This is a genomic window from Arthrobacter paludis (genome assembly GCF_056782315.1).
This window is the reverse complement of record NZ_JBXAEW010000002.1, coordinates 125,511-150,473: the sequence shown is the minus strand read 5'-3', so window position 1 is coordinate 150,473 and position 24,963 is coordinate 125,511. Positions and strand designations below refer to the sequence as shown.

The following is a 24,963-nucleotide window of genomic DNA, read 5'->3' as shown; positions in this document are numbered from 1 at the left end:
GCGGGCGCGGGCCCGGCGGGTGCTCCGCCCGCGGCGCCGTCGTTCAGCCGGCGACGGGCAGGTCGAGGACCACGCGGGTGCCGCCACCGGGGCGGGGCAGCCACTCGATGGTCCCGGAGAGCTCGCTGGTGACCAACGTCCGGACGATCTGCAGGCCCAGCCCCTCGGTGCGCGGCTCGGGCGGCAGGCCGGCGCCGTCGTCGGACACGGTCACGCGCAGCCGGCGCCCACCGCCGTCCGCGGTGCGCCATTCGGCGCCGAGCTCGACGGTCCCGTCCCGCTCGCCCAGGCCGTGCTCGACGGCGTTGGAGACGAGCTCGTTGACGACCAGGGACAGGGGCGTGGCCAACTCGCTCGGCAGGTCCCCGAACGACCCCGCGAGTTCCGTGCGCACCACCTGGCCAGGCGACGCGACCTCGGCCGCGAGCCGGAACTGGCGGGAAATCAGCTCGTCGAAGTCCACGCTCTGGGTCAGGCCCTGCGACAGCGTCTCGTGCACGAGGGCGATCGTGGCGACGCGCCGCATCGCCTGCTCGAGCCCGAGCCTCCCCTCCTCGCTGCGCATGCGCCGGGACTGGATCCGCAGGAGCGAGGCCACGGTCTGGAGGTTGTTCTTGACCCGGTGGTGGATCTCCCGGATGGTCGCGTCCTTGGACACGAGCTCCTTTTCGCGGCGGCGCAGCTCCGTCACGTCGCGGCACAGCACCAGCGCGCCGTACCTGGTGGTTCCGTCGCGCAGGGGAATGGCCCGCAGCGAGAGCACCACTCCCCCGGCCTCCACCTCGGTCCGCCAGGGCATCTTGCCGGTGACGACGAGCGGCAGCGTCTCGTCGACCATGCGGCGGCCCCGGCTGAGCAGCCCCGTGGTGACCTCCGCGAGGGACCGCCCCTCCAGGGTGTCGGCGCCGCCGAGCCGCCGGTACGCCGAGACGCCGTTGGGGCTCGCGTACCGGACCGTGCCCTGGGCGTCGAGCCTGATCAGTCCGTCGCCGACGCGCGGCGCGCCCCGCCGGGAGCCGGCGGGGGTCGCGAAGTCGGGCCACAGGCCCTGGGTGCCCATGCGGAGCAGGTCGTCCGCGCACTGGCGGTAGGTCTGCTCGAGCCGGGACTGGACCCGGGACCGGGTGAGGTCCGTGTGGCACGTCAGGACCGCGAGGGTCCTGCCGTTGCGCACCATGGGGACCGCCTCGATGCGCATGGCGGACTCGTTGGTCCAGTGGTCCTCGTCGGCCCGCTCGATCCGTTGCGAACGCCAGGCCGCCTCGACGAGCGGCTTGAGGTCCCGCCGGATCCGTTCGCCGACGAAGTCGGTCTGGAACACGGTCTGCGCCGTCGAGGGCCGCACGTGCGCCAGCGCGACGTACGTGCCGTCCTGCGTCGGGTGCCACAGGACGACGTCGGCGAAGGCCAGGTCCGCGACGAGCTGCCAGTCCCCGACGAGCAGGTGCAGCCACTCCTCGTCCCCCGCCCGGAAGTCCGCGAACTCCCGGACGGGGTCGGTGAATGTCGCCACGCTACCGCCGCACGATCGACCGCAGCAGGCGCAGGGCCACGGACAGGGACGCCATGTCGTCGCGCTCGAGGCGGTTGACCTCGTTGAACATGGTCCGGGCGCGCTGGAGGCTCTCCTCGTTGGCGCGCTCCCACTCGTCCAGGGCCGCCACCGGATCCCCGGGATCGGCGCCGGAGTCGAGGACGGCGAGCGTGATTTCGACCGCGGTCGCATACAGGTCGTCGCGCATCGCGGCCCGGGCAAGGGCCTGCCAACGGTCCAGCCGCGGCAGCGTGGTGATGCGCTCGAGCAGCCCGTCGATCCCGTAGCGGTCGAAGACCGTGTAGTACTGCGCGGCGACCTCGCGCGCGTCGCGGCCGGTCTTCTCCGCGGTGTTGACCACGTCCAGCAGCGCGAAGCTCTCGAACTGCTGCGACCACCTCTCGGCCAGAGGCCGCGGCGTGCCCCGCTCCAGCGCCTCCTCGCACCAGGCGGACGCGCGTTCGAGGTCCTGGCCGCGCAGCAGGGAGGCGAGGTCGTCCCGCAGCCCGCGCACCGTGGGGCCGAAGCGGTCGATCTCCGCCTGGACTCCGGCGCGGCGGTCGACATTGCCGACGTACCAGCGCGTCGCGCGGTCCAGCAGGCGGCGCATGTCGAGCAGCATCCGCGCCCACTGGTCCGTGGGGAAGTCCGCGGGAAGGTCCTTGACGGCGGCCATGTAGGCGTCGAGCCCGTAGATCTCGCGCAGGGCCACGAAGGCCCGCGCGACGGAGGCCTCGCTGGCCCCGGTCTCCTCGATCACGCGGAACGCGTACGTGATGCCGCCGACGTTGACCATGTCGTTGGCGACCACCGTGCAGATGATCTCCCGGCGCAGCGGGTGGGTCTGGACGTCGTCGCCGAACCGCTCGACGATCTGGGACGGGAAGTAGTCCCTGAGGGTCCCCGCGAAGTAGGGGTCGTCGGCGAGGTCCGAGTCCGCCAGCGCCGAGGCCAGCTGGATCTTGGCGTAGGCCGCGAGCACCGACAACTCCGGGGAGGTGAGCGCCTCCCCGGCCTCGACGCGCTTCTTGAGCTCGGCGGTGCCGGGCAGGAACTCGAGGTCCCGGTCCAGGTCCGCGGTCTCCTCGAGCCACTGCATCAGCCGCTCGAAGCTCGGGTTCCACTCGGAGAGCCGCTGCCGGTCGACGAGCAGCATCACGTTCTGGTCGATGTTCGTCTGCAGGACCAGCCGGGCCACCTCGTCCGTCATGGAATGCAGGAAGCCGGTGCGCTCCGCGGCGTCGAGCCGGCCCGCGGCCACCATCCGGTCGACGAGGATCTTGATGTTGACCTCGTGGTCGGAGCAGTCGACGCCGGCGGAGTTGTCGATGGCGTCCGTGTTGAGGATCGTCCCGGCCAGCGCGGCCTCGATGCGGCCCAGCTGGGTCATGCCCAGGTTGCCGCCCTCGCCGACGATGCGGGCGCGCAGCTGGCCGCCGTCGACCCGGATGGCGTCGTTCGCGCGGTCCCCGACGTCGGCGTGCGATTCGGCGGCCGACTTGACGTAGGTGCCGATGCCGCCGTTGTAGAGCAGGTCGACAGGCGCGGTGAGGATCGCCCGCAGCAGCTCCGGCGGCGACAGGCGCGTGGTCTCCTCGGGCAGGCCCAGCACCTCGCGCACCGGCCCCGAGATCTCCACGGACTTGGCGCTGCGCGGATGGATGCCGCCGCCGGCGCTGATGAGCGAACGGTCGTAGTCGTCCCAGCTGGAGCGCGGCAGCCCGAAAAGGCGCTCGCGCTCCGCGAAGGACGCCTCGGGGTCCGGATCCGGGTCGAGGAAGATGTGCCGGTGGTCGAAGGCCGCCACGAGGCGGGTGTGGCGCGAGCGCAGCATGCCGTTGCCGAAGACGTCGCCGCTCATGTCGCCGATGCCCACCGCGGTGAAGTCCTGGTTCTGGCAGTCGACGCCCAGCTCCATGAAGTGCCGCTTGACCGATTCCCACGCCCCCCGGGCCGTGATGCCCATGGCCTTGTGGTCGTAGCCGACGGAGCCGCCGGACGCGAACGCGTCCCCGAGCCAGTGGCCGACCTCCAGGGAGATGTCGTTCGCGATGTCGGAGAAGCTGGCGGTGCCCTTGTCCGCCGCCACGACGAGGTAGGTGTCGTCCCCGTCGAGGCGCACGACGTCGCGCGGTGGCTCGACGCGCTGCTCGTCGCCGTCGACCACCAGGTTGTCGGTGATGTCCAGCAGCGCCCGGATGAAGATCCGGTACGCCGCCTTGCCCTCCTCCATCCACGCCCCGCGGTCGACGGCGGGGTCGGGAAGCCGCTTGGCGTAGAAGCCGCCCTTGGCGCCGGTCGGCACGATGACCGCGTTCTTGACCATCTGCGCCTTGACCAGGCCAAGGACCTCGGTCCGGAAGTCCTCCCGGCGGTCCGACCAGCGGAGCCCGCCGCGGGCCACCTCGCCGAAGCGCAGGTGCGTCCCCTCGACCCGGGGCGAGTGGACCCAGATCTCGTACTTGGGACGGGGGAAGGGGGCGCCCTCCACGGCGGTCGGGGCGATCTTGAAGGACAGGTGCTCCCCGCCCTGGAAGTAGTTCGTGCGCAGCGTCGCCTCGATCGCGTTCGCGAAGCGGCGCAGCAAGCGGTCCGCATCGAGCGTGGGGACGTTCTCCAGCGCGGCGGCCAGCGCCTCGCGGGCCTCCGCCGTCGCGGCTTCGCGCCGGTCGGCGCTCAGCCGGGGGTCGAAGGTCCCCTCGAAGAGCGCCAGCAGCGCGCGGGTCACTGCGGCGTTGGCCTGGAGCGCGTCGCCGATGAAGCCGTACGAGTTGCCGATCCCGATCTGCCGCAGGTACTTGGCGTAGGCGCGCAGCACCGAGACGCGCGTCCAGTCCAGCCCCTCCGCGAGGATCAGCCGGTTGAAGCCGTCGGACTCCGCCCGGCCCTGAGCGACCGCCCGGTACGCCTCGGCCAGCAGCTCGCTGGTGGCCTCCGGGTCGACCCCCGCCGGGTAGCGCAGCCCGAGGTCGTAGAGGTGGAATTCCTTGCCGTCGCCGCGGGTGATCGCGAAGGGGCGCTCGTCGACGACCTCCAGACCCAGGTGCGCGAGGACCGGGAGGATGTTGCTCAGGGAGGCCGGCTCCGTCAGGTACAGCTTCAGCCGGGCGTCGCTCGCGTGCTGCTCGCGGACGTCCGAGGCGGGCACGGACGCGTCCACGCGGACGACCGGACCGCGGAAGCCCGGATCGTCGTAGAGGGAGAACCGGTCGATGTCCTCCATCGCGTCCTCGATCTCGAACGCGACCCGGTACGCGGGCGGGAACGCCTCGCCCCAGAGCCGCGAGACCTGGGCGGCGCCGTCGCCGGCGACCCGCTCGTGGACGACCTGGTCGATGCCCTCCGCCCAAGAGCGGACGGCGTCGACGAGGCGCCGCTCCAGGTCGGCGCGGTCCACCTCGGGGACCCCGGCGCCGCGCGGCAGGCGGATTCGGTAGAACAGGCGGACGAGCGCCGACTCCGACATGTGGACCACGAAGTCCTTGGACTCCGGGTTGAACGCGCGGTCGAGCTCGTCCTCGATCCGGCGCCGGACGGCGGTCGTGTACCGGTCGCGGGGCAGGAAGACCATGGCGGACATGAAGCGCCCGTAGACGTCCTCGCGCAGGAAGAGCCGGGTGCGCCGGCGCTCCTGCAGGCGCTGGATGCTGAGGACCGTCTCCAGGAGCTCGTCGGCGCCGATCTGGAACAGCTCGTCGCGCGGGTAGGACTCCAGGATGCTCAGGAGGTCCTTGCCGGAGTGCGAATCCGGGGCGTACCCGGACGCGTGCATCACGGCGTCGACCTTGCCGCGCAACAGCGGGATGCTGCGCACCGAGCGGGTGTACGCGCTGGAGGCGAACAGCCCGATGAAGCGGCGCTCCCCGTTGACGTTGCCCTGCGGGTCGAAGCTCTTGACCCCTATGTAGTCCAGATAGACGGGGCGGTGCACCGTGGACCGGGAGTTCGCCTTCGTCAGCACGAGGGCCCTGCGCTCGCGGGCCTTCGCGCGGCCGGACGGCGTCAGGCGCTGCGGCTCGCCGGTGTCGCCCCCGCGGAGCAGGCCCAGTCCGCTGCCGGGGCGGACCCGCAGGACGTCCTCGCCGCCCTCGGTCGCCAGGTCGTACTCGCGGTAGCCGAGGAAGGTGAAGTTGCCGTCATCGAGCCAGCGCAGCAGCTCCATCGCGGGCTGCAGGTCGGGGATGCCCTCGGGGTGGGCAACGTTCGCGAGCCGCTCGGCGACGTCCAGCGCCTTCTCGCGCATGGGCTGCCAGTCCTCGACGGCGACGCGGACGTCGGCCAGGACCTTCCGCAGGCCCGAGGCGAGTTCCGCCTGGCGCTCGGCGCTGGCGGTGCCGGCGATCTCGATCGCGATCCAGGACTCGATGGCCGTGTGCCCGTCGGCCTGGATGAACCGGGCGAGGCTGGGCAGCGCGGCCGTGTCGCCGCTGGAGATGGGCGCGTGGGTCGGGACGGCCTGGAGGTCGGTCAACTCCCCGTCGCCGGCGCGGCGGGCGATGAGAATCGGGTGGATGACCTGGCTGATGGCGTGGCGCTGGCGCACGATCTCCGCCGTGACGGAGTCCACGAGGAAGGGCATGTCGTCGGTGACCGCGTACACCACGGTCGCTCCGCCGTCGACGACGACGTCGACGGCCGCCTCGCCCCGGCTGCGACGGAAGCCGGCCGCTAAATGTGCGGCGGCGCGCCGCTCCAGCGTCTCCCGGTCGTAGTCCGCAGCGTCCTCGGGGGCGAGGTGGCTGTAGTAGGTCTCCACAAATGACGGGGTGAGCGTGTCCGCGATGAATCGCTCCGACACGCCAGACGCCGACGACTTCAAAGTACGCCTCCAGTGACGAGAATTGACCGCTCCATTGCGGCCTAACCCGTCCCAGCCTAACGAAGCCTCACGACTGCGTCACATCCGCCACACGGAGTCCGCGCCACGGGGCCCTGCGGCGCTCGATCCGCTGCCCCGCCAAGGCCGCGATCGCGGCGCGCAGGGCGCTGCCCGGCGCGGATTCGGCGAGGGCGCTGCCGGCGAGGAGCGCGGCGTCGGCGGCGGCCGGCTCCCACGGCAGGAAAGCGTCCAGCGCCGGTCCCGGGCCGAAGCGCTGCCAGCTCTCGCGCAGCTGCCGGCGTGGCGAGCTCCCCACTGCCGAGGCCCGCACCTTGTTCAGGACGACGCGGACCGCGGCCTCCGGGACCGCCTCGGCCAGCTCCTCGACGGCGCGGACCAGGCGCGGCACGCCGACGCTGTCCGCCGCCCCGACGGCGAGGACCTCGTCGGCCGAGTGCAGGGCCGCCAGGGCGGCCGCGTTGCGCTGCGGCGCGGAGGTGTCGAAGGTCAGGTCCTCGTCGGTCTCCAGCGGGGTCGCCGTGTCCACCACGACGAGGTCCGCGTGCGCCGTGGCGAAGCGGAGGACGCGCCCGAGCGCCTCCCCGCGCACCTCGGGCCACCGGTGCGCGCGGGGCAGCCCGGTCGCGATCCTCATCCGGGCGCCCGCGACGGCGACGGGCGGACAGGCGCGCTCGAAGGCGGGCCCGTCGAGGAGCCCCTGGTCCGAGAGCCTGCACAGGTGGGCCAGCCCGGCCGACTCGTCGAGCAGGCCCAGGTGGACGGCGACGCTCGCGCCGTAGGTGTCCGCATCGACGAGCACGGTCCGCCGGCCGGCGAGCGCGGACTCGGCGGCGAGGTTGACGGCCACCGTGGTCCGCCCCGGGGCCCCGGCGGGACCCCACACCGCAACGATGCGTCCCGGGGGCGACGCGTCGCCCTCGGGCCCGGCCGGAGGCCGGGGCGCCACGGCGCGGGTGCGGCCGGTTGCGGCGACGAGTTCGAGCAGGTCGGACACCGCCCGGGCGTCCGCGTCCGGCGATTCGGTGGCCACGCCGAGTGCCGCGAGCCGGTCCAGCTCCCCGGCGTCCCCCGTCAGGACGACGCAGGCGATGCCGCGGGCCAGCAACGCGTCGGCGAAGGCGGCGTCGACGTCGTTCGGGGGCCCGGCCAGGAGGGCCGCGTCGGCCAGGCCCGACTCCGCGAGCGCGGACACCTCCGACAGGTCGGAGCACTGGCGCACGACGGTGACGGCCCCCCGCAGCCGTTCCAGGTCCTCGACGAGGGACCCCGCGGCGCCCCAGACCACGACGGCGACCGTCACGGCGCCGCGCCGCTCGGGTTGTGGACGACGGTCAGGCGCGACTCGTTGGCCAGGGCGCCCAGCAGGCCGGGCAGGGCCGCGTCCTCGACGAGGACCTCAAGCACGGTGCCCGTCGTCCCGGCGAAGCCCGAGTCGATCGGCCGCAGGGCCGAGACCTCGGCCGCCGGCAGCAGCAGGCGCGGCTCGCCATACGCGTTGCCGCCCTCCTCGCGGGCCGCCGCCCACACGTCGACGCGGCCTCCGACCGCGACCGATTGCGGCAGGGCCTGCCGCAGTTCGAGGGAGACGGGCTTGCGGCTGGGGGCATCGATGGGGGCCAGCGCCCGGAGCGGCACCAGCTCGCCCGCCTTGATCAGGGTGTTGGCCTTGAGGCCGTCCCGCACCCCGGCCTCGGGCGAGAGGTACCCGGCGTCCACGCCATCGAGCCGGACGTCGACCGCGGTAAGCCGGTCGGCCGTCACGGCGGCTCCGAGTGGGATGTCCTCCCGGGCGACGTACGCCGGCTCCGTCCGGTCGAGACCGGCGACGAGGGCGACGACCCCCGTGACGGAGGCCAGCACCAGCAGCACGCCGACCACCAGCCGTGGGTCCTTCCAGCCGGGCTTGCGCAGCCTGCGCAGCTCCCGCGGTTCAGCTTCCGCCACCGTTGTCCCCCGTTCTCCCGCGCGGTCGCCGGGACCGGCTCCGGCGCGGATTCCACAGTATGGGTGGAATCGTCGCCGGGCCAAGTCCATGACCTGCGGATTGTGGAAAACCGGATCAGTCGCGCTGGACCGCCGCCACCGCCGCGAGGGGCACCAGGACGACGGCGCTGACGGCGCCCGCGCGCCTGTACTCGTCCCGGCCGTGGGCCGCGACCTGGAGGTAGTCGGCCCCCACCTGGTCGAGGGTGCCCGTACACGCCGTGCGCCCCTCGGTCCCGTGCACGACGACACGGGCCCGGTCCCGCGCGAGGGCGCGGAGCGCCTGACGCAGCGTCACGGCACCGGCGCCAGCCGGCTCCGGCGTCGCCCTCGCCCCGGGCCCCTCGACCGCCCGCAGCGCCGCATCAGGGACGACGTACTCGACGGGGCCGGCGGCCAGCGAGATCCAACCCCGGCCGACGTGGCGCAAGGCGCCGTGCAGCCGCAGGCCGCCGGCGAGCGTGACCGCCAGGTCCGCCCCGACGTGGCCGGCCAGCCGCGAGGCGAGTGGCACCTGCGCGCGTTCGACCCGAACCATCTCCTGGATCTCGGCGATGCGGTCGCGCCTCCCCTCGGCCGCCAGTTGGGCCTCGAGGTCCGCGAACAGGGCGTCCCATCTCATGCCCACAGCCTAGACGGGATCTAGACAGGCCCGACGCCAGGTGCAAGCATGCTGCAAAGAACGACATCAAATGACATCAAACAGCATCAAAAGGAGCCTGGCATGACGGCACCCACGCAACGCCGGTCCCACGACGCGCTGAGCGTCCTCGTGGCGGCGGCCCTCGGACTGGTCCTGGCCGGCAACGGCCTCGCCCTCGCCGCCCCGGGCTCCGGGGGCTGGGACACCGAGCGGGCCGCGGGAGCCGGTCTCGCCCTCGTCGGCCTGGCGGTGTTGGTCTGGTGGCTCCTGGGGGCCGCGAGCGCTCTCGCCGCGGCCCTGCTGGCTCGCGCGGGACGCACCGCGGCGGCGGCCCGGGTGGCCCGGCTGAGTCCCGCGACGATGCGGCGCCTGGCCGCGGCCGTGGTGGGGACGCAGGTCGCGCTGGCCCCCGCGGCGCTCGCCGCCCCCGTGCCGACGGCGGAGCCGGCGCAGCAGTCGCGCCCACTTCCCGCCGTGGCAGCCGCTCCGCCTGCGGCCTGGCCCGCGGACACGCCACAGGCCATGACACCACTCCCCGACTGGCCGACCGTCGGGGCCGGGCGGGCGGCGCGGCCAGCCGGAGGGCCCGGACCGGGGCTCGGCGCCGGCCGGGCTGCGGCCGGAGCGCCTGACGCCGTCCCCGGCGGACCGGGACCCGGCGCCGTCCCGACGACAGCCGTCCCCGTGGCCGCCGCACCGGGGGCCGGGGCGTCCCGTGAGGGCGGTGCGCCGACGCCCGCCTGGCGGCCGGAGCGCCCGGCCGCCCCGATGGACCGTGTCCTCGGCGGAGGGGTCCGGGAGGCCACGGACCGGGAGGTGGTGGTCGCGGACGGCGACACTCTCTGGGGACTGGCCGCGCGAAGCCTCGGCACAGGCGCGTCCGAGGCGGCCATCGCCCGGGAATGGCCGCGCTGGTACGCGGCCAACAAGGCCGCCATCGGGCCGGACCCGAACCACCTCGCCGTCGGAACCGTTCTGGTCCGGCCCGGACCACGGTGAACAGCTCGCACCAGCAGGGGCCCGCGCAGCGGACCCATCGATCGGGGCACGCGCCCCAGGGGGAGGAACCCATGGAACAGCACGCGACGCCGGCGTCCCACGGCCAGGGCGCCCCGGCCGAAACCGCGGGGGCCACGCCGGCTCCAGGAGCGGGAGCCGCCGAGCCCAGGGGCACGGACGCCCAGTCCAGTGGGGCGGCCGTACGGGCGGGATCCACCGGCGACCCCGCCGCGGAGGGGACGGTGGTGACCGCGGTCCCCCTGGCTCCGCCCAATCCGGGTGTCCGGCGTTTCGCGGACGCCGGCCTGCTGCGGCATGCGCTTCCCGCCGAACCGGAACCTGGGCGCCGACGGGGCCGGGGCGGGACCGACGTCCCGGGACGGGCCGTGGACGGGTCCGGTCGCGGCGACTCCGGAGGCGGATCCGCAGGGCCCGGCGACGGCGGGCGCGGGCGCGGGGGACGCGAGGAGCAGGCGGCCGCCCTGCGCGTGTGCGGCGCCGTCGGACTCGCGGTGTTCGAGGCGCTCGCCGGCGTCAGGCCGGTGCACCAGCTGGCCCGCTGGCTGGACCCGGACACGTACGACAAGCTGCACCGGCGCATCGAGCTGACCCACGCCGCGCTGGGCGGTGCCGCCCTGGCCACCTACCGCACCACGGCGATCCGGCGCGCCCGCGCGTGCCGCGTCGGGGAGGGCGCGTTCGAGGTGAGTCTCGTTCTGGCGGGTCGGGCACGCGTGCGCGCGGCGGCGCTCCGGGTGGAGCGCCGCCGCGGGCAGTGGCGCGTGTGCGCCCTGGAGCTCGGGTGAGCCGGGGCTACTGGCGCTTGGCCTTCTTGCCCCTGCGCTCGGCCCGGTTGCCCTGGGCCTCGCCCTCGCCCGTGCGCTCGGTGCGCGTGCTGGCGTGTCCGTCCTCGGTGGGTGCCGTGTAGCGCAGCTGGGCAGGACGCGCGGGGGCGTCGAGGCCCGGCGTCGAAAGCGTGGGCGCCAGGGTCGCCGAGCGCCCGTCCACGGCGCCGGGCAGGGTCACGGGGGCCGGCGCGGCCTGTGTCTCGACCTTCACGTGGAAGAGCAGTCCCACGCTCTCCTCGCGGATGGACTCCATCATCGTCTGGAACATGGTGTAGCCCTCGCGCTGGTACTCGACCAGCGGATCGCGCTGGGCCATCGCCCGCAGTCCGATGCCGTCCTTGAGGTAGTCCATCTCGTAGAGGTGTTCCTGCCACTTCCGTCCGACGACGCTCAGAACCACCCGGCGCTCGAGCTCGCGCATGTTCGGCGAGCCGATCTGCTCCTCGCGGGCCTCGTACTGGACCCGGGCGTCGGAGACCAGCTCCTCGCGGAGGAACTCCGAGGTGAGCCGGCCCCGGCCGCCCGCCTCCTCGATGACCTCGTCGACGGTCAGCGACACCGGGTAGAGCTGCTTCAGGTTCGCCCAGAGGGAGTCGAGGTTCCAGTCGTCGCCGTGCCCCTCGCCGGTCGCCTCGGCGACCATCGCCCCGATGGCGTCCTCCAGGAAGTGCTGCACCTTCTCATGGAGGTCGTCGCCCTCGAGGATCCGGCGCCGGTCGCCGTAGATGGCCTCGCGCTGCCGGTTGAGCACGTCGTCGTACTTCAGGACGTTCTTGCGCTGTTCGGCGTTGGTCGCCTCGACCTGCGCCTGCGCGGTCTCAATGGCCTTCGAGACCAGCTTGGACTCGAGGGCCATGTCGTCCGGCATGGATGGGTTGTTCATGATCCGCTGGGCCGCGTTCGCGTTGAAGCGGCGCATCAGCTCGTCCGTCATCGACAGGTAGAAGCGGGACTCCCCCGGATCGCCCTGGCGGCCCGAACGGCCGCGGAGCTGGTTGTCGATGCGGCGGGACTCGTGGCGCTCCGTGCCCAGGACGTACAGGCCACCGAGGTCACGGACCTCGTCGGCCTCGGCGGCCGCCTGCTTCTTCGCCGCCTCCACCACGGAGTCCCACACGCGCTCGTACTCCTCGGAGTCCCGCTGCGGGTCCAATCCGCGCCGCTCCATCTCGGCGACGGCCAGGAACTCGACGTTGCCGCCGAGCATGATGTCGGTGCCGCGGCCCGCCATGTTCGTCGCGACCGTCACGGCGCCCTTCTTGCCGGCCTGGGCGACGACGGCCGCCTCGCGCGCGTGCTGCTTCGCGTTGAGCACCTCGTGCCTGACGCCCTCCTTCGCGAGCTTGCGGGAGAGGTACTCGCTCTTCTCGACGCTGGTGGTGCCGACGAGCACGGGCTGGCCGGCCGCGTGGCGCTCGACGATGTCCTCGACGACGGCGTCGAACTTGGCGATCTCGTTCTTGTAGATCAGGTCCGACTGGTCCTTGCGCTGCATCGGCTTGTTGGTCGGGATCTCCACGACGCCGAGCTGGTAGGTCCCCATGAACTCGGCGGCCTCGGTCTGAGCGGTGCCGGTCATGCCGGAGAGCTTCTCGTACAGGCGGAAGTAGTTCTGCAGCGTCACCGTGGCCATGGTCTGGTTCTCGGCCTTGATCTCGACGCCTTCCTTGGCCTCGATCGCCTGGTGCATGCCCTCGTTGTAGCGGCGGCCCGCGAGGGTGCGGCCGGTGTGCTCGTCGACGATGAGCACCTCGCCGTTGATGACGACGTAGTCCTTGTCCTTCTTGAACAGCTCCTTGGCCTTGATGGCGTTGTTCAGGAAGCCGATCAGCGGCGTGTTGGACGCCTCGTAGAGGTTGTGGATGCCCAGGTAGTCCTCGACCTTGTCGATCCCGGACTCGAGCACCCCGACGGTGCGCTTCTTCTCGTCGACCTCGTAGTCGGCGCCGGGCTCGAGCCGCCGCACGAGCCGCGCGAACTCGGAGTACCAACGGTTGACGTCCCCGCTGGCCTGGCCCGAGATGATCAGGGGGGTCCGGGCCTCGTCGATGAGGATGGAGTCGACCTCGTCGACGATGGCGAAGTAGTGGCCGCGCTGCACCAGCTCGTCGCGGGACCACGCCATGTTGTCGCGCAGGTAGTCGAACCCGAATTCGTTGTTCGTGCCGTAGGTGATGTCCGCGGCGTACTGCCGGCGCCGCGCGGCGGGGTCCATGTTGGCCAGGATGCACCCCGTCTCGAGGCCCAGGAACCGGAACACGCGGCCCATGAGTTCGGACTGGTACTGGGCCAGGAAGTCGTTCGTGGTCACGACGTGGACGCCGCGGCCCGTGAGGGCGTTGAGGTACGCGGGAAGCGTGGCCACGAGCGTCTTGCCCTCGCCGGTCTTCATCTCAGCGATGTTCCCGAGGTGCAGGGCCGCCCCGCCCATGACCTGGACGTCGAAGTGCCGCATGCCGAGCGTGCGGTCGGCGGCCTCGCGCACGGCGGCGAACGCCTCCGGCAGGAGGGCCTCGAGGGCCTCGCCGGCCTCGTGGCGCTCGCGCAGCGTCGCGGTCTCGGCCTTCAGCTCGGCGTCCGAGAGCCCCCGGAACTCCTCCTCGAGCAGGTTCACCGCGTCGGCATAGCCGCGCAGGCGCTTGAGGATCTTCTTGTCGCCGGTGCGCAGGACGCGTTCTAGCAGTGAGGGCACGTGGAGCTCCCGATCTGATGCTCGTGGTCTGTGGCGGTGTCAGTCTACGTGAGTCACGTCCGGGCCCGGCGGGCGGTTCCCGGCCGGGAGAACGGTCACACCGCCGCGGCCAGCCGCCCCGCGAAACCGTTCCCGCCGGAGCGGGCCCCGGACTCGACGGCGATGTCGCCGAGGCCCAGCCAGCCGGCGAGCAGGTGCAGCTCTGCGGCCAGGGCGTCCGCCGCGTCGTCCGGAGCCGCGGGCTCGGCGTGGGCCGCCCGGACCACGAGCCGGGAACCGGACCGGTCCGCCTTGAGGTCGACGCGCGCGGCGAACCGGCCGCGCAGCAGGAAGGGCAGCACGTAGTAACCGTGGGTCCGGCGCTCGGCCGGCGTGTAGATCTCGAGCCGGTAGCGGAACCCGAACAGCCGCTCGAGGCGCGCCCGGTCGAAGACCAGCGGGTCGAACGGTCCCAGCAGCGCCGTGGCGACGGCGGCGCGGGGCCGGGTGGCCGTCCGGTGGACCAGATGCCCTCCCAGCCCCTCGACGTCCACGGGGGCGAGCGTCCCGGCCGCGACCAGCCGGTCGGCGGACCGTGCCGTGTCCCGGACGGGCAGCCGGAAGTACTCGGCGAGGCTGCCCACGGTCGCGACGCCCAAGGCCTCGGCGGCAGCGGCGACCAGTCGGTCCAGGGCCTCCTCCGGCGGGGGCGGTTCGCCGGGCTCCCCGCCCGGCAGCACGCGCCGGACCGGCGTGTACCGGCGCTCGAACTGCGCGGTCCGCCCGGCAACGCCGACGAGCCCCCGCTCGAACAGCACCTCGAGGGTCCGCTTGGTCGCCGACCAGTTCCACCCCCAGTCGCTGCGGTCGGCGACCGGCTCGTGTCCGAGCCGCTCCTGCACCTGCCGGGCCGTGAGGGGGCGGGAGGACTCCAGCAGGTCGAGGATGCCGGGGGCCGGGCCGTCCCCGCCCAGCAGCCGCTCCGCCTCGCCCCCGCCGACCCACCGCCGCCGCTGCCAGACGCGCAGGTCGTCGAACAGCTCGGGCCGGACGAAGCAGGCCTCGTGGGCCCAGTACTCGACCATGCGCCGCGGCGCCCGGGAGGCGAGCCCGTCGAGGGCCGCGCGGTCGTAGGGGCCCAGCCGCGAGTACAGGGGCAGGTAGTGGGCGCGGGCCAGGACGTTCACGGAGTCGATCTGCAGCAGGTGCAGCCGCTCGAACGCGGCGCGGAGGCGTCGGGTCCCGGCCGGGCCCGCGGGCCGGGGCGCCGCGAGGCCCTGGGCGGCCAGCGCGGTGCGCCGGGCCTGCTCCAGGGCCATGCGGGGTGGCAACGCGGCCTAGGCGGGCGCGTGCTGGCTGTCGCGGTAGGCGACGGTCTCGACGGTTTCGCCGTCACACTCCTCGTCGAGCGAGATGATGCCGTACGACCAGCCCTTGCGCCGGTAGACGACGGAGGCCTTGCCCGTGGACTCGTCCACGAACAGGTAGAACGGGTGCCCGACGAGCTCCATGCGGTCGACGGCGTCCGTGACGCTCATCGACGCCGCCGGGAAGACCTTCCGGCGGATCTCGACCGGGCTCTCGGCGTCCGCTGCGGCGGCTTCCTCGGGGGCCGCGGCGGCCACGGACTCGTGCAGGGGGACGTGCCCGTCGGCCGGCGGCAGCGACGACGTGGCCTGGAAGACCGCGGTCGGGGTCTGGCGCCCATGGTGGACCTTGCGCCGGTCGCGCGCCCGGCGCAGCCGCTCGAGGAGCTTGGAGAAGGCGATATCGAACGCCGCAAACTTGTCCGCCGCCTTGGCCTCCGCCCGGATCGCGGGGCCGCGCCCCACGACGCTGATCTCCACCGTCAGCTGGGTGTCGGTCTGGCGCGCGTTGGGCTCCTTGGTGACCTTGACATCCAGCCGCTGGATCTTCGAGGCGAGTTGCTCGATCTTGGCGGCCTTCTCGTCCGCGTACTCCCGGAACCTGTCCGAAACCTCCAGGTTGCGTCCGGTGATCTTCATCTCCATGGTGTCCTCCCACTGCTCAGGTGACACAACAGCGGCCGAAGGAGCTCCTCCTTCCAGCCGCTGAAGATGGGGTTCTGATCCTCTTGCGAGGTGCCCATACTCCACCGTAATCCGCCCGGCCGCGGATTCAACCCCCCTCCCCCGGATTTCCCGTTCTCCTCTGGCGGAATTCGTCTGCGTCGTGCGGCGGGCGGGCCGCCGCGACGACGACGGCTCCGGCGACCCGGGCGCCCGCCGCCGTGAGGCACCGGTGCGCCTCGGCGAGCGTGGCGCCCGTGGTCAGGACGTCGTCGACGACCAGGCACAACGCGCCTGCAGGGACCGGGGCGGCCGGGGCCAGGGATCCACGGAGGGCCCCGCGCGCGCGGCGGCCACGGCCCTTCTGGGGTCCGGCGGCGGTGCCGCCGGCGTGCCGCAGGGCGGGCAGCACCTCCGTCCCCGGCGGCAGCAGCCCCCGGCGCCCGACCCAATCCAGCAGGACCCCGACCGGGGAATAGCCGCGCCGCCGCAGGGCCGCGCCACGGCTGGGGACCGGAACGAAGACCAGCGGCACGGCGCGCCCAGCCGACACCGGGACCGGCACCGCACCGGCGACGACCTGGTCCGCGGCCGCCCGCAACGCCCCGGCGAGCGCCGGCCCGAGGACGGACGCCAGCGTGGTCCGGCCCCGGTCCTTGAAGGCGAGCACCGCCGCCGCCAGCCCGCCGCGGTACACGCCCGCCGCCACGACCGGCAGCGGCGAATCCCCCCGTCCGGCCAGGGGCAGCGACTCCGCGCCGTCCTCGGCGGCGAAGGGGCGCAGGGTCGACGCGCGGACGGCCGCGCGGCAGCCCGGGCACAGGACCGCGTCGGGGGTCCCGCAGGCCACGCAGTCGGTCGGCGCGAGCAGCGCTGCGGCGGCGCCGAGCACGCGGACCGCGGCCCGGCCCGCCGTTCCGTGCACCCACCGGTCGGCCAGGGCGGCGGCACGGGGACGCCGGTCCGTGCGCGCCGGGGGCCGGCCCGCCCGGGCCGCGCCGTCCCGGGAGCTGCCGTCCCGGGCCGCTCCGCCGTCGTTCATCCTCCGATCCTGCCTGATCGGATGGGCCGGTGGGCGGGCGCCGCCCGGGCGGTGGACAACCGGTCAGCCGGGATAGGCAAGGTCGTGCGCGTGCCCCTCCTGGAGGCGCCACAGGTTGGAGACCCTGGAGTAGACGCCCTCCGGCGTCTCGGCGTAGACCGTGTGCCCCTCGCCGGGACCGGCGGACAGGCCGGTCATCCCCAACAGCGGCTGGAACACCTCGCTGGAGCCGTCGAGCCCGATCCGTTCGGCCCGCACGGGCATCGCGTCGTCGGGGCGCATGGCGATCACGGCGCTCGACGAGGCCCAGTCGGCTTGGCCGACGTCCACCGTCGCGGGCAGGCGCAGCGGATCCGTGAAGCCGCGGGGCGTGCCGTCGCTGTCGCGGATGACGCCGGTGATGTAGAGGCCGGCCTCGTCCCCGACCCGGGCCACGACGGCCGCGCGGGCGCCGTCGCGCGAGATCCGCAGCGACTCGACCCTGGCGTCCGCCATCCACCCCGCGTCGACCTCGCGCGCGTCTCCGAAGCCGGCCCCGTCCGCGGGGATGGAGGCGATGCGGGTGCTGCCGCCCCCGGTGGCGGTCCACGTCCATCCGTGCAGGTCGATGCTCGGACGGGTCAGGGCCCGGCCCGAGGCGAGCTGCGTGACCTCGCCCCGCTCCCCGACGCCGAAGAGCCGTCCCCGGTTCCCGCTCAGGAACGCGAGCCGGTTGCCCCCGGGGGCCATCGCCGGGGCGCTGGGCCGCAGGTGGGACACGTCGGGCACCCCGCCGACGGGGACGACGCCGTCGCCCTGGTAGTACACGAGTTGGTCCGCCTCGTTGATGGCGATCTGCGTGTTGGGCACGCCCGGGTCGATCTGCGCCTGCTCGAAGTCGGGCGAGACGGTGCCGAGGCTGACGGGCCGCTGGTTGACGGTCATGGTGACGGTGTCGATGTCGGAGACCCCGTTCAGGGTCAGGCGCAGCTGCTGCAGCATCCGCTGGCGGGCGAGTTCCGTGGCGTCGATGAACGTGGACTCCTCGAGGTCCACGGTGGCGTGCCGGTCGTCGACGGGCACGGCCGGGCGGGACAGGCCGGCCCCCTCCGGGAACGCGCTGAACACGGCGTTGCGCAGGTACGGGGCGGGGCCGGCGAGCATCGACTCGACCACGGTGGCGGCCAGGCCGGGCCGGCTGGCGTACCAGCGGTAGTCCGGGACCCCGTACGCGTACGTGGAGTCGTAGAAGTACAAAGGGTAGGCGGAGAACAGGACGTCGAAGTTGCCCTGCTCGACGATCGTGCCGTCGGGCACGGAGGCGATCCGCCACTCGTTCTCGACCCGCTCGAGCGTCAGCGGGATCGACTCGGTCTGCGGTTCCCCCTTCCGGCTCATGATGCCGTGTCCGTCGATGGATGCCGTGACCGCGAGCTCCACGGTGTAGCGGCCCTCCCCGGTGTTGCCGACGACGTTGGGCTCGGAGTCGTAGACGAGCGTGCGGCTGGTCGCCTGCCACTCGCGGGCCAATTCGGGGGTCAGGTATTCGCGGGCGGTGTTGTAGTCGTCCTGCGGGGCGATCCCGGCCAGGAGGAAGCCCTCGATGATCTGCCGCGGCGTCGCGCCCTCCTCGGGCCCCGGCGGGCTGAAGGCGTAGTCGAACTCGTTGTCGCCGGACGCCTCGGGGGCGCTCGTGCCCACGGGGCCGGCGATGGGCAGGGAGGCGCAACCGGAGACGGCGAGGACCAGGAGCGCGGCCAGCAGCAGGGCGAGGCGGCGGGCCAGGGTGCGGCTACGCATCGCGGTCCCCCTCCCCCGGGTCGGTGGCGCCTCCCTGCGCCGCCGCCGGGGCCGGCGCGGCGTCCTGGGGCGGGGCGGCCTGCGGGGGCGGGGCGACGGCGGTGTCCAGGGCCGCGGGGGCGCCGGCGGCGGGCAGCGCCCGGGAGCCCGCCAACGGCAGCGGGGAGGCCCCCAACGGTTCCCCGGCCCGGCGGGGCAGGGTCAGGCGGAAGCACGCGCCGTTGCCCTTTTCGCCCCAGGCCTGGAGCCAGCCGCCGTGCAGGCGGGTGTCCTCGGTCGCGATGGACAGGCCCAGGCCGCTGCCGCCCGTCGTGCGCGCACGCGCGGGGTCGGCGCGCCAGAACCTGTCGAAGACCCGGGCCGCGTCCTGGGGCGTCATGCCGATCCCGTGGTCGCGGACGGTGACGGCGACGGCGTGCTCATCGCCGCCGACGGTGATGTCGATGGGGCGGCCCTCGCCGTGCTCGACCGCGTTCATCACGAGGTTGCGCACGACGCGCTCGATCCGCCGCGGGTCCATGTCGACGCGGCACGGCTCGTCGGGCGCGTGGACGCGCAGCTCGATGCCGGCGGTCCGCGCGTGCGGGCCCGCGGTCTCGACGACCCGGCGCACGACGGCGGTGAGGTCCGCCGCCTCGACGTCGAGGGCGGCGACGCCGGCGTCGAAGCGGGAGATCTCCAGCAGGTCGTTCAGCAGGTTCTGGAACCGCTCCACCTGGTTGTAGAGCAGCTCGGCGGAGCGCCGGTTGATGGGGTCGAACTCCTCACGGGCGTCGTGGAGGACCTCGGCGGCCATCCGGACGGTGGTCAGGGGCGTGCGCAGCTCGTGGGAGACGTCGGAGACGAACCGCTGCTGCATCTGCGACAGCGTGGCCAGCTGCGTGATCTGGTCCTGGAGGTTGGCGGCCATCCGGTTGAAGGACGTGCCCAGCCGGGCGATCTCGTCCTCGCCGCGGACGGTCATGCGCTCGTGCAGGTGGCCCTCGGCGAGCCGCTCGGACGCCTGGGCGGCGTGGGACACGGGCCTGACCACGAGTCGGGTGGTCCACCACGCGATGGCGCCCATCACGGCGAGCAGGACGAGTCCGCCCAGCCCCATGACGCCCTGGATGAAGTCGAGGGACTGCTGGACCGAGGACAGGTCGTAGACGAGGTAGAGGCCGTACTCGCGGCCGGGCGGCAGCGAGACGCGGGTGCCGAACGCGAGGCCGGGCACGTCGCCGTCGACCTTCGGGTAGGCGATGGACTGCCAGTAGATGCCGGTCCCCTCGCGGACCGCGTTGGACAGCCCGGACGGGATCACGCTCGTGGTGAGCCCGCCGCTGGCCGTGTTGGTGACGTAGATGTTCTCGGAGCTGGGCAGGGGCGTGAGCACGAAGTCGCGCTGGACGGTGGCGCCGTCGCCCTGGAGCAGCTTGAGGGAGTCGTTGACGAAGGCCACGGTGCTGGAGCGGTCGGTGGTGGCGGCGGACTCGAACGTGGACTTGGCCTGGTTGAGGCCGCGGACGGATTCGCTCTCCACCTGACGGAACCGCTCGTCGAACAGCCCCTCGGCGATCTGCTGCGACAGGAACAGGCCCGTGGCCGCCAACGCGATGGCGGACAGCGCCATCGTGGTGACGGTGGTGCGCAGCTGCAGCGACCTCCGCCAGAGGCCCCAGAAGCGCTCCCACCAGCGGACCACGGTGCGGGCCGGTCCCCGCAGGCGTGCGGCGAGGGCGGCCCCGGTTCCGCCCAGCCCGGACATGGTGCCGCTCAGCCCTGCCCCGCCTTGTAGCCGACACCGCGGACGGTGAGGACCACCTCGGGGTTCTCGGGGTCGCGCTCAACCTTCGAGCGCAGGCGCTGCACGTGCACGTTGACCAGCCGCGTGTCGGCGGCGTGGCGGTAGCCCCAGACCTGCTCGAGCAGCAGTTCGCGGCTGAACACCTGCCACGGCTTGCGGGCCAGGGCAACCAGCAGGTCGAACTCGAGGGGGGTCAAAGCGATCTTCTCGTTGCCCCGGCTCACGGAGTGGCCGGCGACGTCGATGGTCAGGTCGGCGACCTTGAGGGTCTCGGGGGCGTGCTTCTCCCCCGGACGCAGCCGGGCCCGGACGCGGGCGATCAGCTCGGCGGGCTTGAAGGGCTTGGGGACGTAGTCGTCGGCGCCGGACTCGAGGCCGCGCACCACGTCGGCGGTGTCGGACTTCGCCGTGAGCATCACGATGGGCACGTCGGCCTCGGCCCGGATGTGGCGGCACACCTCGATGCCGTCCATGCCGGGCAGCATCAGGTCCAGCAGGACCAGATCCGGCTTCACGGTGCGGAACATGTCCAGGGCCTGGGCTCCGTCGTGGACGAACACCGGTTCGAAGTCGTCGTTGCGCAGCACAATGCCGATCATCTCGGCCAGTGCCTCGTCGTCGTCGACCACCAGTACGCGTGCCTTCATGGAACCCCTCTCACGGCGCGCGGGGGCCGGACCCCCTTCGAATCTCCTCCCCCACCACTATACGTTCCGGGCGGCCTCCCGCGGCCCGGCCGCGCCCATGCCACGCCCCGGTTTCGCGGTCCGACCGCATAGGCTGGACCCAGCAGGACGACAAGGGGGGAACGAGTTCCATGAGCGATTCGTCGGGCGGCTGGCATCCGCCATCGGAAACGTGGCCCGGGCCGCAGTCCCGGGGGTGGCACCAGCCGCCGCAGGGCTGGCAGCAGCCGCCCGCCCCGGGCCAGCCCGCGCCGCAGGCCGGCTGGGGCCCGCCGGGGGCGGGACGCCCCGGAGCCGGCTACGTTCCGCCGCGCAAGCCGGGCACCGTGCCGCTTCGCCCGCTCGGCCTCGGCGCGCTCCTCGACGGCGGCTTCCAGACAGTCCGCCGCAACGCCGGGGCCACGCTCGGGCTGTCCGTGCTGGTCCAGGTCGCACTCGGCGTGGTCATGGCCCTGGCCAGCGCGCCGTTCATGGGGGTCCTCTTCTCCCCCGAGGCCATGGCCGGCGTGGAGCCCGAACTGGAGGAGTTCGGCGGGTCGCTGCTGCTGTTCGTCGGGGGCGTCTTGGGTGCGACGCTGCTCTCCTCGGCCGCCGTGGCCTTCGTCCAGGGCGCCGTGACGGTGCCCGTCCTGCGCGCCGCCGTCGCCCGCCCCACCCGCTTCGGCGAGGGGCTGGCCCTGGCCCGCCCCCGCCTCGGCGCACTGCTGGGGCTGGGCCTGCTCTGGATCGCGGCGACCCTGGTCGTCCTGGTCCTCGACGTCGTGATCGTCATCGCGGCCATCGCCACCGGCGACGCCGTCGTCGGCGTCACCCTCGGCCTGGCCGGCACGGCCGCGGTCGGGATCGCCGCCCTGTTCTTCGTGGTCCGCCTGTCCCTGGCCGCGCACGCCATGGTCGCCGAGGGCGTCGGCGCGTTCGCCGGCCTCGGCCGCTCGTGGCGCCTGACCGGAGGCAGCTGGTGGCGCGTCTTCGGGATCCTGCTGCTGACGTACGTGATCGTCGGCTTCGCGGTGAACGTGGCGACGACGCCCCTCTCCTTCGCCCTGGGCCTCGCCGGGGGCCTCGTCGACCCCTCCGACCCGGAGGGGCTCACCCACCTGCTGGTGAACCTGTCCATGGGGCTGACGGCGTTCGCCGCGCTCATCGGGGGCATCGCGTACGCCTATTTCTGCTGCGTCTCCGGCCTGCTCTACCTGGACCTGCGGATCCGGCGGGAGGGCTTCGACCTCGTCCTGCTGTCCGAGGCCGACTTCGGGGCGGACACCGGCATTCCCGGCCTCCCGGCGCCGGGGCACCGGCCGCAGTGACCCCGCGCCCCGCCGCCCCGCCGGCGTCCGCCTACGAGCCGTCCGCCGACGAGGCCCGCGGCGAGCTGGCCCGCGAGCTGGCGCGCGGCGAGTACGCGCAGGCTCTGCCCAGCCCCGTGCTGGCGTTCCTGCGCGACGTGCGCGACGCGTTCCTCGAGTGGCTGGCCGGGTTGGAGGCCATCCACCCGAACCTGGGCACGGCCGTCCTGGTCCTGGCTGGCCTGGCCGCGGCCGCCGCGCTCGCCTGGGTGGCCCGCCGCCGGCTACTCCGCCGCCACCCCGCCCCCGAGCGTCCCCCGGTCGGGCTGGAGACCGGCATCTCGTCCGCGGACTACCGCCGCCGGGCCGAGGCCGCCGCGGCCGCCGGGGACTGGGCGGAGGCCTCGCTCGGACGCTTCCGCGCCCTCGTCCGGTCGGCGGAGGAGCGTACGCTCCTGGACGAGCAGCCCGGCCGGACCGCGTTCGAGGCCGCCTACGCGCTGGCGGCGGCGTTCCCGGACCACGCCGACGCCCTGGACGCGGCGGCCAGGCTCTTCAACGCGGTCCACTACGGCCACCACGCGGCCTCGGGCGACGACGCGCGCCGGATGGCCGCACTCGACGCGGAACTCGCTGCGGCGGCGCCCGCGGGCGAGGGAGCCGCCGCGGCCGGTTGGGCGGTGCCGCGGTGAGGGCCGAAAGGGTCCAGCCGGTCGCGACGGCGGAGCCGGCCTCCCGGGCCGTCCGCCGGCGCTGGCGCGCGTCCCGCTTCTGGGTGTGGCTCGCCGCCGCCGTCGCGCTGGGGGCGCTGGCGGTCACGGCCCTGGCCGGCGACCGCGACTCCCGCCCGCTGGGGCCGGCGAACCCCGCCCCGGAGGGCGCCCAGGCGGTGGTGCGCGTCCTGGAGCGCCAGGGCGTCCGCGTCGTCGTCGCCGAGCGGCTGGACGACGCCGTGGCCGCGGCCGGCGCCGGCCGGGCGACGCTGCTGCTGCACGACCCGACGTCGATCCTCGGGAGCGGCCAGTTGGAGCGCCTGGCCGGAACGGGTGGCCGCACGGTCCTCGTGGAACCCGGCTTCGCGCAGCTGCGCGCGTTCACGGACGCCGTCCGGCCCGCCGGCGTCGCCCCCGAGGGCGCGCCAGCGCGCCTCGACGCGGCCTGCCCGGCACCGGTCGCCGCGGAGGCGACGACCGCAGCCTCCGGCGGGCACATCTACCGCGCCGAGACCGGCTGCTACCCCTACCGCACGGCGGGAGGCCAGGCGTACGGCTACGCCGTGGAGGGCACAACGACGGTGCTGGGCAACGCGGCGATGCTCGCCAACGGGTCCGTGCTCGACGCCGGCCACCCCGCCCTGGCCCTCTGGTCCCTCGGCGCGGAGCCGACCCTGGTGTGGTACCAGCCGACCACGGCGGACCTCGTCCCGTCCGCCGTGCCCGGCTCGCCGCTGGAGCTGCTGCCGGACTGGTTCGGCCCGGCGGTCGGGTGGGCGCTGCTGACCGGGCTCGTCGCCGTCCTGTGGCGGGCCCGGCGGGACGGCCCGCTCGTCGTCGAGCCGCTGCCCGTCATCGTGCCGGCCGCCGAAACCGCGGAGGGGCGTGCGCGGCTCTACCAGGCCTCCGGCGACACGGCGGCCGCGGCCGCGGCCCTGCGGTCGGCGTCGCTGTCCCGCATCGCCGCCCACCTGCGCCTCGGCCCGGGCGCCTCGGCGTCCGCCGTCGTGGCCACCCTGGCCCGCTCCTCGTCCCGGCCCGGGCGGGAGCTGGCGCGGATGTTCGACGCGTCCGGGATCCGGACGGAGGCCGCGCTCGTCGCGTGGGCCAACGACCTGCACACCCTCGAGAAGGAGATCGGAATCCCGTGAACCAGCACACCGCAGAGACCACCGCCGCGCGGCAGGCGCTGCTCAACGTCCGCGCCGAGGTGGCGAAGGCCGTCGTCGGACAGGAGCCCACGGTCACCGGCCTGCTCATCGCGCTGCTCTCGCGCGGCCACGTGCTGCTCGAGGGCGTGCCCGGCGTCGCCAAGACGCTGCTGGTGCGCACGCTCTCCGCCGCGCTGGACCTGGACACGAAGCGGGTCCAGTTCACGCCGGACCTGATGCCCGGCGACGTGACGGGCTCGCTCGTCTACGACCAGAACACCGCGTCGTTCAGCTTCCGCGAGGGCCCGGTCTTCACGAACATCCTGCTGGCGGACGAGATCAACCGCACGCCGCCGAAGACCCAGGCGTCGCTGCTGGAGGCGATGGAGGAGCGCCAGGTCAGCGCGGACGGGGTGACCCGGCCGCTGCCCGAGCCCTTCATCGTCGCCGCGACCCAGAACCCGGTCGAGTACGAGGGCACCTACCCCCTGCCGGAGGCCCAGCTGGACCGGTTCCTGCTCAAGCTGACGCTGGACCTGCCGGCCCGGGACGACGAGATCGAGATCCTGCGCCGGCACGGCGCCGGGTTCGACCCGCGGGACCTGGGCGCGGCCGGCGTGCGGGCCGTGGCGACGGCCGCGGACCTGGCCGCGGCCCGGGCGGACGTGGCCCGCGTGATGATCTCGGACGAGGTCGCCGGCTACATCGTCGACATCGTGCGGGCCACGCGGGCGGCGCCGAGCTTCCAGCTGGGCGTCTCGCCGCGCGGGGCGACGGCGCTGCTGAACGCCTCCCGGGCGTGGGCATGGCTCTCCGGCCGGGACTTCGTGGCGCCCGACGACGTCAAGGTCCTCACCCTGCCGTGCCTGCGCCACCGGGTGGCCCTGCGGCCGGAGGCGCAGATGGACGGGGTGTCCGTGGACCACGTGCTGCAGTCGATCCTGGCGACCGTCCCGGTCCCGCGGTAGCCGG

General features: G+C 74.0%; 18 protein-coding genes. 6 read left to right on the top strand and 12 right to left on the bottom strand.

Annotation, left to right across the window (positions count from 1 at the left end; genetic code table 11):
• Positions 1–43: 43 nt before the first annotated feature.
• The 5 genes from AC1Q5D_RS02185 to AC1Q5D_RS02165 all read right to left on the bottom strand — a co-directional run bounded on the left by AC1Q5D_RS02185 (position 44) and on the right by AC1Q5D_RS02165 (position 8,979).
• The gene (locus AC1Q5D_RS02185; RefSeq protein WP_481736919.1) at positions 44–1,513 is read right to left on the bottom strand and encodes a sensor histidine kinase; all 1,470 of its coding nucleotides are present in this window, start codon (positions 1,511–1,513) and stop codon (positions 44–46) included.
• Position 1,514: 1 nt separating this feature from the next.
• Positions 1,515–6,332: an NAD-glutamate dehydrogenase gene (locus AC1Q5D_RS02180; RefSeq protein ID WP_481736918.1), complete on the bottom strand. Its 4,818-nt coding sequence runs from the start codon at positions 6,330–6,332 to the stop codon at positions 1,515–1,517.
• 88 nt (positions 6,333–6,420) lie between these two features.
• Complete coding sequence (locus tag AC1Q5D_RS02175) at positions 6,421–7,674, bottom strand: CpaE/TadZ family protein (protein ID WP_481736917.1); 1,254 nt, start codon at positions 7,672–7,674, stop codon at positions 6,421–6,423.
• Complete coding sequence (locus AC1Q5D_RS02170; RefSeq protein WP_481736916.1) at positions 7,671–8,318, bottom strand: CpaB family protein; 648 nt, start codon at positions 8,316–8,318, stop codon at positions 7,671–7,673. Before AC1Q5D_RS02170 ends, AC1Q5D_RS02175 begins: the two co-directional genes overlap by 4 nt.
• 115 nt (positions 8,319–8,433) lie before the next feature.
• Positions 8,434–8,979 carry a hypothetical protein gene (locus AC1Q5D_RS02165; protein ID WP_481736915.1) on the bottom strand — a complete coding sequence of 182 codons (546 nt, stop codon included), beginning with the start codon at positions 8,977–8,979 and terminating at the stop codon, positions 8,434–8,436.
• Between the two features lie 102 nt (positions 8,980–9,081).
• Between AC1Q5D_RS02165 and AC1Q5D_RS02160 the strand changes: the two genes are divergently transcribed.
• Positions 9,082–9,999, top strand: coding sequence for a LysM peptidoglycan-binding domain-containing protein (locus AC1Q5D_RS02160; RefSeq protein ID WP_481736914.1), 918 nt, complete (start codon positions 9,082–9,084; stop codon positions 9,997–9,999).
• A 386-nt stretch (positions 10,000–10,385) separates the two neighbouring features.
• On the top strand, positions 10,386–10,805 hold the full coding sequence (locus tag AC1Q5D_RS02155; protein ID WP_481736913.1) for an Rv3235 family protein: 420 nt from the start codon (positions 10,386–10,388) through the stop codon (positions 10,803–10,805).
• A 7-nt stretch (positions 10,806–10,812) separates the two neighbouring features.
• Here AC1Q5D_RS02155 and secA read toward each other — a convergent pair whose 3' ends face one another.
• The 7 genes from secA to mtrA all read right to left on the bottom strand — a co-directional run bounded on the left by secA (position 10,813) and on the right by mtrA (position 20,802).
• Positions 10,813–13,539 (bottom strand): preprotein translocase subunit SecA, encoded by a 2,727-nt coding sequence (gene secA, locus AC1Q5D_RS02150; protein ID WP_481736912.1) that lies wholly within the window; start codon positions 13,537–13,539, stop codon positions 10,813–10,815.
• A gap of 95 nt (positions 13,540–13,634) precedes the next feature.
• Positions 13,635–14,837, bottom strand: coding sequence for a winged helix-turn-helix domain-containing protein (locus tag AC1Q5D_RS02145; protein WP_481736911.1), 1,203 nt, complete (start codon positions 14,835–14,837; stop codon positions 13,635–13,637).
• 18 nt (positions 14,838–14,855) lie between these two features.
• Positions 14,856–15,530, bottom strand: a complete 675-nt coding sequence (gene hpf / locus AC1Q5D_RS02140; protein ID WP_481736910.1) for a ribosome hibernation-promoting factor, HPF/YfiA family — start codon at positions 15,528–15,530, stop codon at positions 14,856–14,858.
• Positions 15,531–15,657: 127 nt separating this feature from the next.
• Positions 15,658–16,590 (bottom strand): ComF family protein, encoded by a 933-nt coding sequence (locus tag AC1Q5D_RS02135; protein WP_481736909.1) that lies wholly within the window; start codon positions 16,588–16,590, stop codon positions 15,658–15,660.
• A gap of 63 nt (positions 16,591–16,653) precedes the next feature.
• Complete coding sequence (locus AC1Q5D_RS02130) at positions 16,654–18,369, bottom strand: LpqB family beta-propeller domain-containing protein (protein WP_481736908.1); 1,716 nt, start codon at positions 18,367–18,369, stop codon at positions 16,654–16,656.
• Positions 18,362–20,116, bottom strand: coding sequence for an MtrAB system histidine kinase MtrB (mtrB, locus tag AC1Q5D_RS02125; RefSeq protein WP_481736907.1), 1,755 nt, complete (start codon positions 20,114–20,116; stop codon positions 18,362–18,364). Before mtrB ends, AC1Q5D_RS02130 begins: the two co-directional genes overlap by 8 nt.
• An 8-nt stretch (positions 20,117–20,124) precedes the next feature.
• Complete coding sequence (gene mtrA, locus AC1Q5D_RS02120) at positions 20,125–20,802, bottom strand: MtrAB system response regulator MtrA (RefSeq protein ID WP_481736906.1); 678 nt, start codon at positions 20,800–20,802, stop codon at positions 20,125–20,127.
• 170 nt (positions 20,803–20,972) lie between these two features.
• Between mtrA and AC1Q5D_RS02115 the strand changes: the two genes are divergently transcribed.
• From AC1Q5D_RS02115 to AC1Q5D_RS02100, 4 genes are read left to right on the top strand one after another with little or no spacing between them, the layout of a single operon-like run.
• The gene (locus tag AC1Q5D_RS02115) at positions 20,973–22,148 is read left to right on the top strand and encodes a DUF7847 domain-containing protein (RefSeq protein WP_481736905.1); all 1,176 of its coding nucleotides are present in this window, start codon (positions 20,973–20,975) and stop codon (positions 22,146–22,148) included.
• Positions 22,145–22,819, top strand: a complete 675-nt coding sequence (locus tag AC1Q5D_RS02110; RefSeq protein WP_481736904.1) for a DUF4129 domain-containing protein — start codon at positions 22,145–22,147, stop codon at positions 22,817–22,819. The genes AC1Q5D_RS02115 and AC1Q5D_RS02110 overlap by 4 nt, the downstream gene beginning before the upstream one ends.
• A complete protein-coding gene (locus tag AC1Q5D_RS02105) occupies positions 22,816–23,991 on the top strand; it encodes a DUF4350 domain-containing protein (RefSeq protein WP_481736903.1) in 1,176 nt (391 codons plus the stop codon). Before AC1Q5D_RS02110 ends, AC1Q5D_RS02105 begins: the two co-directional genes overlap by 4 nt.
• Positions 23,988–24,959 carry an AAA family ATPase gene (locus AC1Q5D_RS02100; protein ID WP_481736902.1) on the top strand — a complete coding sequence of 324 codons (972 nt, stop codon included), beginning with the start codon at positions 23,988–23,990 and terminating at the stop codon, positions 24,957–24,959. Before AC1Q5D_RS02105 ends, AC1Q5D_RS02100 begins: the two co-directional genes overlap by 4 nt.
• The last annotated feature ends 4 nt before the right edge of the window (positions 24,960–24,963 follow it).

Excerpts from the sequence above, each read along its gene's own strand:
- AC1Q5D_RS02130 (WP_481736908.1), bottom strand. The coding sequence starts at position 18,369 with ATGCGTAGCCGCACCCTGGCCCGCCGCCTCGCCCTGCTGCTGGCCGCG.
- AC1Q5D_RS02115 (WP_481736905.1), top strand. The coding sequence starts at position 20,973 with ATGAGCGATTCGTCGGGCGGCTGGCATCCGCCATCGGAAACGTGGCCC.
- mtrA (WP_481736906.1), bottom strand. The coding sequence starts at position 20,802 with ATGAAGGCACGCGTACTGGTGGTCGACGACGACGAGGCACTGGCCGAG.
- AC1Q5D_RS02135 (WP_481736909.1), bottom strand. The coding sequence starts at position 16,590 with ATGAACGACGGCGGAGCGGCCCGGGACGGCAGCTCCCGGGACGGCGCG.
- AC1Q5D_RS02160 (WP_481736914.1), top strand. The coding sequence starts at position 9,082 with ATGACGGCACCCACGCAACGCCGGTCCCACGACGCGCTGAGCGTCCTC.
- mtrB (WP_481736907.1), bottom strand. The coding sequence starts at position 20,116 with ATGTCCGGGCTGGGCGGAACCGGGGCCGCCCTCGCCGCACGCCTGCGG.
- AC1Q5D_RS02165 (WP_481736915.1), bottom strand. The coding sequence starts at position 8,979 with ATGAGATGGGACGCCCTGTTCGCGGACCTCGAGGCCCAACTGGCGGCC.
- AC1Q5D_RS02145 (WP_481736911.1), bottom strand. The coding sequence starts at position 14,837 with ATGGCCCTGGAGCAGGCCCGGCGCACCGCGCTGGCCGCCCAGGGCCTC.
- hpf (WP_481736910.1), bottom strand. The coding sequence starts at position 15,530 with ATGGAGATGAAGATCACCGGACGCAACCTGGAGGTTTCGGACAGGTTC.